General features: G+C 59.4%; 8 protein-coding genes. 5 read left to right on the top strand and 3 right to left on the bottom strand.

Going from position 1 to position 10,352, the window contains the following annotated elements; all coding sequences use genetic code 11:
* The coding region (locus FT726_RS24395) for an FAD-dependent oxidoreductase (protein ID WP_346303600.1) at positions 1-1,580 on the top strand (1,580 nt) is incomplete at its 5' end.
* Here the strand turns inward: FT726_RS24395 and rlmG are convergent.
* Positions 1,581-2,699 carry a 23S rRNA (guanine(1835)-N(2))-methyltransferase RlmG gene (rlmG, locus tag FT726_RS24390; protein WP_346303599.1) on the bottom strand — a complete coding sequence of 373 codons (1,119 nt, stop codon included), beginning with the start codon at positions 2,697-2,699 and terminating at the stop codon, positions 1,581-1,583.
* Positions 2,700-2,780: 81 nt separating this feature from the next.
* Here rlmG and FT726_RS24385 point away from each other — a divergent pair, with 81 nt between their 5' ends.
* Positions 2,781-3,281: a M48 family metallopeptidase gene (locus FT726_RS24385; protein WP_288420987.1), complete on the top strand. Its 501-nt coding sequence runs from the start codon at positions 2,781-2,783 to the stop codon at positions 3,279-3,281.
* Here the strand turns inward: FT726_RS24385 and FT726_RS24380 are convergent.
* Entirely contained in the window at positions 3,278-4,966 is a 1,689-nt protein-coding gene (locus FT726_RS24380) for a chloride channel protein (protein WP_346303598.1), read from the bottom strand. The genes FT726_RS24385 and FT726_RS24380 overlap by 4 nt on opposite strands.
* Positions 4,967-5,103: 137 nt before the next feature.
* Here FT726_RS24380 and FT726_RS24375 point away from each other — a divergent pair, with 137 nt between their 5' ends.
* The 3 genes from FT726_RS24375 (at position 5,104) to sstT (ending at position 8,780) form a co-directional block, all read left to right on the top strand.
* Positions 5,104-6,090 (top strand): Gfo/Idh/MocA family protein, encoded by a 987-nt coding sequence (locus FT726_RS24375; protein ID WP_021509699.1) that lies wholly within the window; start codon positions 5,104-5,106, stop codon positions 6,088-6,090.
* Between the two features lie 254 nt (positions 6,091-6,344).
* A complete protein-coding gene (locus tag FT726_RS24370; RefSeq protein ID WP_346303597.1) occupies positions 6,345-7,316 on the top strand; it encodes a TerC family protein in 972 nt (323 codons plus the stop codon).
* Positions 7,317-7,544: 228 nt separating this feature from the next.
* A complete protein-coding gene (sstT, locus tag FT726_RS24365; RefSeq protein ID WP_346303596.1) occupies positions 7,545-8,780 on the top strand; it encodes a serine/threonine transporter SstT in 1,236 nt (411 codons plus the stop codon).
* 46 nt (positions 8,781-8,826) lie between these two features.
* Here the strand turns inward: sstT and FT726_RS24360 are convergent, their stop codons facing one another.
* The gene (locus FT726_RS24360; protein ID WP_282955092.1) at positions 8,827-10,317 is read right to left on the bottom strand and encodes a UxaA family hydrolase; all 1,491 of its coding nucleotides are present in this window, start codon (positions 10,315-10,317) and stop codon (positions 8,827-8,829) included.
* Positions 10,318-10,352 lie beyond the last annotated feature (35 nt).

Below are 10,352 nucleotides of genomic sequence, written 5' to 3'. Positions count from 1 at the left end.
TCGCGGATTTCGCGCGCTGCGCCCGGCTGGCGCAGCAGGCCGGTTACGACGGTGTCGAAATCATGGGTTCCGAAGGTTATCTGATTAATCAGTTCCTGGTCGCCCATACCAATCAGCGCGACGACGGCTGGGGCGGTGATGTGGCCCGGCGGCAGCGCTTTGCGCTGGAAGTGACGCAGGCGGTGCGCGCCGCCGTCGGTGAAGACTTCATCATTATTTTCCGCCTGTCGATGCTCGATCTGGTGAATAACGGCAGCTCGCTGCAGGAGACGCTGCAGCTTGCCACGGCGCTGGAGCAGCGCGGCGTGACGCTGTTCAACAGCGGCATTGGCTGGCATGAAGCACGCATTCCCACCATTGCCACCTGCGTGCCGCGTGCCGGTTTCGCCTGGGTCACGCAGCATCTGCGCCAGCACGTCAGCGTACCGGTTATCGCTACCAACCGTATCAATCATCCTCAGGTAGCGGAGGAGATTGTGCGCGACGGTATTGCCGACATGGTGTCGATGGCGAGGCCATTTCTTGCCGATGCCGCGTTTGTCAGCAAAGCGCAGGCGGGCCAGCCCGACGCCATCAATACCTGCATCGCCTGTAATCAGGCCTGTCTCGATCAAATCTTTGCCGGCAAGGTAACTTCCTGCCTGGTCAATCCGCGCGCCTGTCATGAAACGCTGATGCCGGTCATCACCGCCGCGCAGCCAAAACGGCTGGCGGTGGTGGGTGCCGGTCCGGCCGGTATGGCGTTCGCGCTGCAGGCGGCGCAGCGCGGCCATCACGTCACCCTGTACGAAGCCGATGCGCAGATTGGCGGCCAGTTTAATATCGCCCGCCAGATCCCCGGCAAGGCGGAGTTCAGCGAAACACTGCGCTATTTCCGCCATCAGCTGGCAGCCGCAGGCGTTGCGCTGTGCCTGAATCATCGCGTCAGCGCCGACGAACTGGAACAGGCGGATGAAGTTATCATCGCGACCGGCATCACACCGCGCCAGCTGGCGATTCCGGGCATCGATCACCCCAGCGTACTGAGCTATCTCGAGGTGATACGCGACAAAAAACCGGTTGGCCAGCGCGTGGCGATTATCGGTGCCGGCGGCATTGGTTTTGACACCGCGGAGTTTCTGCTGCAGCACGCCGCTCGCGAGGAAGACTTCTATCAAAGCTGGGGCATCGATCGCAGCCTGCAGGCGCGCGGCGGTTTAGTGCGTCCACAGCCGGCTCCTGCCGACCGCCAGATCTGGCTGCTGCAGCGTAAATCCGGCAAGCCGGGCGCCGGGCTGGCGAAAACCACCGGCTGGATCCATCGCGCCAGCCTGCAGGCGCACGGCGTGCAGATGTGGGGCGATGTCGAGTATCTGAAGATTGATGATGACGGGCTGCACCTGCGCCATCAGGGGGAAGCGCTGACGCTGGCGGTAGATAACGTCGTGATTTGCGCCGGTCAGGAACCGCTGCGTACGCTGGCGCAGGCGCTGGCCGCACGCGGCAAAGCCGTGCGGCTGATCGGCGGTGCCGACGTCGCGCAGGAGCTGGATGCACGGCGCGCCATTGCTCAGGCCACCGAACTGGCGCTCAGCCTGTGATTAACGCAGCTTGACCGAACGCAGCACCACAAATTTGGCGTTAGAGGCCACCAGCTCGCAGTTGCCAAACAGCTTCTTCATTTTCTGATGATAGCCAAGGTGGCGGTTGCCGACGATGCGCAGCTCGCCGCCATACTGCAGGCAGCGTTTGGCGTCACGCAGCATCTGCCACGCCAGGTGGTCGGTCACCGCGTGCTGCTGATGGAACGGCGGATTGCACAGCACCGCATGCAGCCGGTCCGACGGAAAACCGCTCAGCACGTTGTTAACCCGAAACTGGCAGCGCGCCAGATCCTGTGGCCGGTTGAGCTCAACGTTAAGCTGGCTGGAAGCCACCGCCATGTAAGATTCATCGACGAACAGCACCTCGGCCTGCGGATTCTGTTCCAGTGCCTGCAGGCCGATCACGCCGTTACCGCAGCCGAGATCGACGATTTCGCCCTCAATATCGTGCGGCAGGTGTTGCAGAAAGAAGCGCGCGCCAATATCCAGCGCGGCACGGGCGAACACATTGGCGTGGTTGTGGATGTGATACGGCGTCTCGTCGAGCGGCCACACGGTGGTCGCCGGCACGTCCGCCAGCGCCGGGGCGCTGAAATGGCTGTAAATCAGACGCGCTTTTTTCCACGCCAGCGAGGTTTTGCTCTCACCGAGAATGCGTTCAAACAGCTGCAGCGCGGAATTATGGATATCTTTGGCTTTACCGGCCGCCAGAATCAGAGTATCCGGCGTGACGACCGTCCGCAGCGCGCGCAGCTGGTGCTCAAGCAGCGCCAGCGCTTTCGGCAGCTTAATCAGTACCGCCGCCGGAGCAGCCGGCAACGGCGCCAGGCTATCAAGAAAGTGTACCGACGCTTCATCCAGACCGTTGAGACGCAGATTCTGCCGGGCGGCCTGCTGGCTGAGCCACGAGTCGCTGACGTGCCAGATTTCCCGATCGTTCAGCCCGCAGGTCAGCGCGCCAAAGCTGTCATTGAATACCAGCACCGGGCCTGCCGGCAGCGCCTGCTGCAGCAAATATTCATCTGCGGCGTCCCACGCCTGTAGCGGGCTCTCTTCACGCATCGGCGGGAAGCGCTGAAGTGTCAGCGTGCGATCGGTCAGTTCAAGTTGGCTCATGGAATCTCCGGCGTGGTACACTTTGCGCGATTTTCGCCCTGAAAAGGGGGCGCAGTATACTGTCTTTCGTCGGGAATCCCAATGTCATTAATCTATCTGCAGGGTTACCCTGAAAACATCCTCGAACAGGTGCAAGTGCTGATTGATAATCAGCGATTAGCCGCCTTTTTGCAGCAGCGCTATCCCGATACGCACGACGTCGTCAGCGACCGCGCGCTTTATGACTACACGCAGGCGCTGAAAAACCGCTATATGCGCAGCGCGCCGCCAGTGAGCAAGGTCATCTGGGATAATAAAATCAAAGTGATGAAGCATGCGCTTGGCCTGTACACCGCCATTTCCCGCGTGCAGGGCGGTAACCTGAAAGCCAAGGCCGAAATTCGCATCTCGACCTTTTTCCGCCTCGCGCCGGAACCCTTTCTGCGCATGATCGTGGTGCACGAACTGGCGCACCTGAAAGAGAAAGATCACAGCAAAGCCTTTTATCAGCTGTGCTGCCACATGGAACCGGACTACCACCAGCTGGAGTTCGACGCGCGCCTGTGGATGACCGAACAGGCGCTGCGCGGCAACGCGGCCTAAAGAAACTCCTGCGCTTTCTGGATCAGACTGGTTTTGGTCAATGCGCCAAGGAAGCGACGCTCCTGCGCATTATTCAGCACCGGTAAACGCTCCAGCGTCACACGTGCAAACGCCTCCCAGCCTTCACGCATGCTCTGGTGCTGGTAAATGCAGGGGAAATTATCATCCATCACGCTGCTGACCGGCGAATCCAGCGTGATCTCCTGTGCCAGCACTTTGCGCGAAATATCATGAATTGATACTACGCCAAGAAACTGACCGGCCTGATTAATGACGTAGACGTAGCGCTCGCGCTTGAGTGAACTCACCGCCAGCGCCTGCCCGACCGATTCCGCCGGCTGCAGCGCCGCGCCGGGGATGATCAGCTGATCAACCCGCATATTATCAAAATCATATTTCGCTTCTGAACGATTAAGGTGATGGCTTACCACCGGATAGGTGCTGGCGGACTGCAGCCGGTAGACCAGCATTGACGCCAGTACCGAGGCGATCATCAGTGGGAACAGCAGGCTGCTGTTGAGCGTCATCTCCAGCACCATCAGCATCGCCATCAGCGGCGCCTGACTGACCGCCGCCAGCACCGCCGCCATGCCCACCGCCGCATACAGCAGCGTATTGCCCACCGGCAGATGCAGCAGCACGCCAGTCTGCGCCAGCGCCACGCCGAGCAGCGCACCAATCAATAATGAGGGCGTGAACAGGCCGCCTACCGCGTTGGAGCCGACCGAGAGCGTGGTCGCCAGCATTTTCAGCACCAGCAGGCCGAGCAAACCCGCCAGCAGATAGTTGCCTTCAATGATTTTCACGATCACTTCATAGCCGTTACCGAGGATATCGGTGGAGATCAGCGCCAGTAAGCCAACCGCAAAGCCACCTGCGCCCAGCCTGAGCGGCAGCGAGCGCACGCGGCTGAATAACGCTTTGCTGCGTGAAATCAACTTGATCAATAGCCAGCCTGCCACGCCCGCAGCAAAACCAATGATTATCGTCATCAGCAGGCTGGTGAGATCCATTTGAAACAGCGTGTCGGAGAGCGGATAGAGCGCGCTGCGAAAGCCCAGTGACCACATGGTCATCACCGCCACTGCCGAGGCGATAATCAGCGGAATCAGCCGCTGTAGCGCAGAGATACCAAACGCAATTTCCGCGACAAAAATTGCGGACGCCAGCGGGGCGTGATACACCGACGACAGACCGGCGGCGGCCGCCATCGCGACGATGTCGCTGTTGCGCATATTGAGGGACGCTGGCAGCCAGCGCCCCAGCAGGCTACCGCTCAACGCCGACAGCTGCACCATCGGCCCCTCTTTACCAATCGACGCCCCGCTGCCGATACTGGCAATCGACGACAGCGCGCGAAACAGCGAGGTTTTGGTGGGCACCGCATCCAGCCGCGCGTTAATCACTTCAAGGTAATCGGTTTTCACCGTCTCCTGCTGCTCAATCGCCACCGCGTAGCGCAGGAACCAGCCGGCCAGCAGCCCGCCCGCCCCCACCAGTAGCGGCCAGAAGATCCACGGCCAGACGTGCATCGCGTCCGTGATTTCGCTGTCGCTGTGAAACAGCAAATGATTGATGAGATCGATGATGCCGCGAAACGCCAGCGTGACCAGTGAGGCCACCAGGCCCACCGGAATGGCGATCAGCAGTGTGGTCCAGTTCAGTGCGTGTTTGCTTCCGCTCACCCGGCGTCCCCGCATGTCGGTTAAAAAAGGGTTTGGCATCATCATATTGGAATGCGGATCGCAGGATCAAATTTCGCCTGCCTGCGCCGCCAGGGAACATGCTACTCTGCCGCTTTCAGAGTGCAGGAGAACCAGCCGTGATACGTTTTGCCATTGTGGGAACCAACTGGATCACCCGCCAGTTTATCGACGCCGCGCACGAGAGCGGCAAAATGAAACTGAGCGCCGTCTATTCACGCAGCCAGCAGCAGGCCGACGCCTTTGTCGCGGATTATCCCTGTCCGCTGACCTTTACCTCACTGGAGGCGCTGGCGGCAAGTCCGGAAATCGACGCGGTGTATATCGCCAGCCCCAATGCGCTGCACTGTGAGCAGGCGCTGCTGTTCATGTCGCACGGCAAACACGTCATCTGCGAAAAACCGCTGGCCTCTAACCTGCGTGAAGCTGAGGCGATGATTGCCTGTGCGCGTCAGCATCAGGTGGTGCTGTTTGAGGCGTTCAAAACCGCCAGTCTGCCGACGTTCCTGCGCCTGCAACAGGCGCTGCCGCAGTTAGGCACCCTGCGCAAAGCGCTGTTCAACTACTGTCAGTACTCGTCACGCTATCAGCGCTATCTCGACGGTGAGAACCCGAATACCTTTAACCCGCGCTGGTCCAACGGTTCGATCATGGATATCGGCTACTACTGCCTCGCCGCTGCCGTTACCCTGTGGGGCGCGCCGCAGCAGGTGAAAGCTGAGGCCTCGCTGCTGGCAAGCGGCGTCGATGCGCACGGCGTGGTAGTGCTGGACTACGGCGATTTCGACGTCACGCTGCTGCACTCGAAAGTCAGTGATTCCCTGATTCCCAGCGAAATCCAGGGCGAAGCCGGCTCGCTGGTGATAGAGAAAATTTCCGAGTGCCAGCAGCTGCGCCTGATTCCGCGCGGCGGCGAGAGCCAGAACCTGACGCAGCCACAGCACATCAATACTATGCTGTATGAAGCAGAGACCTTTGCCCGGCTGGTGGAAACGCGCCAGGTGGAGCACCCTGCGCTGGAGGTGTCACGCATTACCGCCCGGTTGCTGACAGAGATTCGTCGCCAGACCGGCGTGGTGTTTCCGGCGGATCGGAAAGAAGTGTAAATATTGCAAAATATTACAGCTCCCCCATTGAATCTGCTCGCGCTTGCACGTATGTTGGCCGCAGCAAAGGGGAGTAACTTGTAAGCTGACCGATCGTCATTACGATGCGTAGCGCATCCGGTCGTCAGGCAACCCGGAATTGATTCTGTGTTGTAAGTGAGACCTTGCCGGAAGGCGGGGTTTGCTTGCAGCTCTATAAAGCGGCTGACGTCTTCTGACTCAGCCGTTTTTCATTTTCAGGACAGGATACGACTATGCACTCTGTAGGCACACCGTTACTCTGGGGCAGCTTCGCTGTCGTCGTGCTCATCATGCTGGCGATCGATCTCTTCTTACAGGGACGACGCGCCGCACAAACCATGTCATTCAAACAGGCTGCCGTCTGGTCGCTGGTATGGATCTCCGTTTCTCTGCTGTTTGCCGCCGCGTTCTGGTGGTATCTCGACGGCAGCGCCGGGCGCGAAGTCGCAACCGCGCAAACCCTGGCTTTCCTGACGGGTTACGTACTGGAAAAAGCGCTGGCGGTCGATAACGTCTTCGTCTGGCTGATGCTGTTCAGCTACTTCGCCATTCCGTCTAATCTTCAGCGCCGCGTGCTGATTTACGGCGTGCTGGGCGCGATTGTGCTGCGTACCATCATGATCTTTGCCGGCAGCTGGCTGGTCACACAGTTCAGCTGGATCCTCTACATCTTCGGCGCTTTTCTGCTGTTTACCGGCATCAAAATGGCCTTCGCTAAAGAGGGCGATGACGCTGCCGTCGGCGATAAGCCGGTGGTGCGCTGGCTGCGTAAGCATCTGCGCATGACCGATGAACTGCATGGCGAAAAGTTCTTCACCCGCAAAAACGGCGTGCTGTTTGCCACACCGCTGCTGCTGGTGCTGATTATGGTGGAGCTGAGCGATGTTATTTTCGCTGTCGACAGTATTCCGGCTATTTTTGCCGTCACTACCGACCCGTTCATCGTGCTGACCTCTAACCTGTTCGCCATCCTTGGCCTGCGCGCTATGTACTTCCTGCTGGCCAACGTGGCAGAGCGCTTCTCAATGCTGAAATACGGTCTGGCGATCGTGCTGGTGTTTATCGGTATCAAGATGCTGATCGTCGAGTTCTACCACATTCCGGTGGCGATCTCGCTGACGGTGGTCGGCGTGATTCTCGGCGGTACGCTGCTGATTAACGCCTGGGTAAACCACAGAAACGACCAGAAAGGCATCTCACGATAATCTTCTGCAGGGGCGCTAATCGCCCCTGCTTTGTTTCGCCAGTGCCAACCTTCGCGTTTCATATCTCTGTCACACTTCCTGTCATCAGCAGATCAAAAAACCGATCTGGCGCGCACCGGCAGAATTATCTCTTTTCTCGTCAGCTCTTTTCCTTATACTCCGCCGGGCAAACCGTTTGGCGCGGAGCAACCGCGCACAACACTCATACCGCGATAAAAAGACCGTAATATGCTAAATAATCTTCTTCGACCGCTGGGTGCGCTGTTCTCAGGAAGCCTGGTAAAACAAATCATGATCGGCCTGATTGCCGGCGTGGCGCTGGCGTGGCTTTCACGCGATGCCGCGCTGGCCGTCGGCCTGCTGGGTGAACTGTTCGTGCGCGCGCTAAAAGCCGTGGCACCGCTGCTGGTACTGGTGCTGGTGATCTCTTCCATTGCCAACCATCAGCAGGGGCAAAAAACCAATATTCGCCCGATCATTATGCTGTACCTGCTCAGTACCTTCTTCGCGGCGGTGGTCGCGGTGATTTTCAGCCATCTGTTCCCGCAGACGCTGTCGATGGACGTCGGCGCGACCGAAATTACCCCGCCGTCCGGCATCACCGAAGTGCTGCACGGCCTGCTGATGAGCATGGTCGCCAATCCGATTGAAGCGCTGATGAACGCCAACTACATTGGCATTCTGGTGTGGGCGGTTGGTCTTGGCCTGGCGTTTCGTCATGCCAGCCCGAGCAGCAAAGCCTTTCTGAATGACGCGTCGAATGCCGCAACCTGGGTGGTGCGCTGTGTGATTCGCTGCGCGCCGCTGGGCATTTTTGGCCTGGTGGCATCGATTCTGGCCTCAACCGGCTTCGGCGCGCTGTGGCAATATGCCCACCTGCTGACGCTGCTGATTGGCTGCATGCTGATTATGGCGCTGGTGGTCAACCCGATGCTGGTGTTTCAGAAAATCCGCCGCAATCCTTATCCGCTGGTGTTTACCTGCCTGCGCGAAAGCGGCGTAACGGCGTTCTTTACCCGCAGCTCGGCCGCGAATATTCCGGTCAACATGGCGCTGGCGAAACGCCTGAATCTGGATGAAGACACCTATTCGGTATCGATTCCGCTCGGTGCCACCATCAGCATGGCGGGCGCGTCAATCACCATTACCGTACTGACGCTGGCTGCGGTGCACACGCTGGGCATTGCCGTGGACGTACCCACCGCTATTCTGCTGAGCCTTGTCGCCTCGCTGTGTGCCTGCGGTGCGTCCGGCGTGGCGGGCGGTTCGCTGCTGCTGATTCCGGTTGCCTGCAACATGTTTGGCATCCCTAACGATCTGGCGATGCAGGTGGTTGCGGTCGGTTTTATCATCGGCGTACTGCAGGATTCCGCCGAAACCGCACTCAACTCCTCGACCGATATTCTGTTTACCGCCGCCGTATGTCAGGCGGAAGCGGAACGTCAGCCTCGCACCGCCGGTTAACCCGCGTCGCGGCACCCACCGGTGCCGCGCTTTAACCGCTGCCGCTTTAAAGCGTCACGCCACTCTTGAAGATCGCCAGCTCGCGGAAATCATTAGCTTCATTGCGCGCCGGCTGGCCGTTCGCAATCGCCACAATAGTCTCAACAAACTCCGCCAGCAGCGCCTCCATGCTGGTGCCCTCCAGCAGCCGTCCGGCATTGAAATCAATCCAGTGCGGCTTTTTCTCCGCCAGCGGCGTGTTGGTGGCGATTTTCACGGTGGGCACGAAGCCGCCGTACGGCGTGCCGCGCCCGGTGGTAAACAGCACCATATGGCAGCCGGCTCCGGCCAGCGCGCTGGTGGCGACCGCATCGTTACCGGGCGCGCTGAGTAAATTGAGCCCCGGCGTGCGCAGCCGCTCACCGTATTTCAGCACATCCACCACCTGACTCTGTCCGGCTTTTTGCGTACAGCCCAGCGACTTCTCCTCCAGCGTGGTGATGCCGCCCGCCTTGTTGCCAGGCGATGGATTTTCATAAATCGGCTGCTGATGATCGATAAAGTAGCGCTTGAAGTCGTTAATCATCGCCACCGTTTTGTCGAAAATCGCCGCATCACGGCAGCGGCTCATCAGGATGCGCTCGGCACCAAACATCTCCGGTACTTCGGTCAGCACCGTGGTGCCGCCGTTGGCGATCATCTGGTCAGAGAAACAGCCGAGCAGCGGATTGGCGGTGATGCCGGAAAAGCCGTCCGAGCCACCGCATTCGAGACCAAACTTCAGCTCGCTCAGTTTGCCCGTCTGGCGGCGGTCGTGACGCATCACGTTGTACAGCGCATGCAACCGCTGCAGGCCGGCTTCCACTTCATCATCCTGCTGCTGACACTCCATAAACTGCACGCGCTGGCTGTCAAAGTCGCCCAGCGTGTCGCGAAAGATATCGACCTGATTGTTTTCGCAGCCGAGTCCAATCACCAGCACCGCGCCGGCATTAGGATGACGCACCATATTTTGCAGCATGGTGCGGGTATTTTCGTGATCCTGCCCCAGCTGTGAACAGCCGAAGGGATGGCTGAACAGGTGCACACCGTCGATGCCGGCCGCGTCGTCACTCTCCCGGAGAAAGCGTGACACAATCTGCCGGGCGATGCCGTTCACGCAGCCGACGGTCGGCAAAATCCACAGCTCGTTACGAATGCCAACCTCGCCCGTGGCGCGACGATAGATCTGTACCTCACGATCCGCCGCCTGCGGTGGCAGCGTGAGGTGTTCCGGCTGATAGTGATAGTCATCGACATCGCTCAGATTGGTGCGCGCGTTGCTGGAGTGAATCAGCTCGCCAACGGCGATCGGCTGAGTGGCATGGGCAATCGGCAACCCATACTTAATCACCTGCTCGCCACTGTTGAGCGGTTGCAGCGCAAACTTGTGGCCGCGCCCGATATCCTGATGCAGCGTAATCCGCTGTTCTGCGACGATAACCTGGGTGCCGGCCGCCAGATCCTGCAGCGCGACGGCGACGTTGTCGCGTGAATGTATTTTGATTGCCTGTTGCATCGCGTTATCTCAGTTGGCTAAGGGCCGTCCGCATG

The sequence above is a fragment of the Pantoea sp. Morm genome, from assembly GCF_016643525.1.
GTDB lineage: Bacteria > Pseudomonadota > Gammaproteobacteria > Enterobacterales > Enterobacteriaceae > Pantoea > Pantoea dispersa.
The sequence above is the reverse complement of the archived record's forward strand: the minus strand, read 5'-3'. Positions and strand labels throughout refer to the sequence as shown.

Bases quoted from the DNA above. Each gene is read 5' to 3' on its own strand.
- FT726_RS24385 (WP_288420987.1), top strand. From the start codon at position 2,781: ATGTCATTAATCTATCTGCAGGGTTACCCTGAAAACATCCTCGAACAG.
- FT726_RS24360 (WP_282955092.1), bottom strand. From the start codon at position 10,317: ATGCAACAGGCAATCAAAATACATTCACGCGACAACGTCGCCGTCGCG.
- sstT (WP_346303596.1), top strand. From the start codon at position 7,545: ATGCTAAATAATCTTCTTCGACCGCTGGGTGCGCTGTTCTCAGGAAGC.
- FT726_RS24370 (WP_346303597.1), top strand. From the start codon at position 6,345: ATGCACTCTGTAGGCACACCGTTACTCTGGGGCAGCTTCGCTGTCGTC.
- rlmG (WP_346303599.1), bottom strand. From the start codon at position 2,699: ATGAGCCAACTTGAACTGACCGATCGCACGCTGACACTTCAGCGCTTC.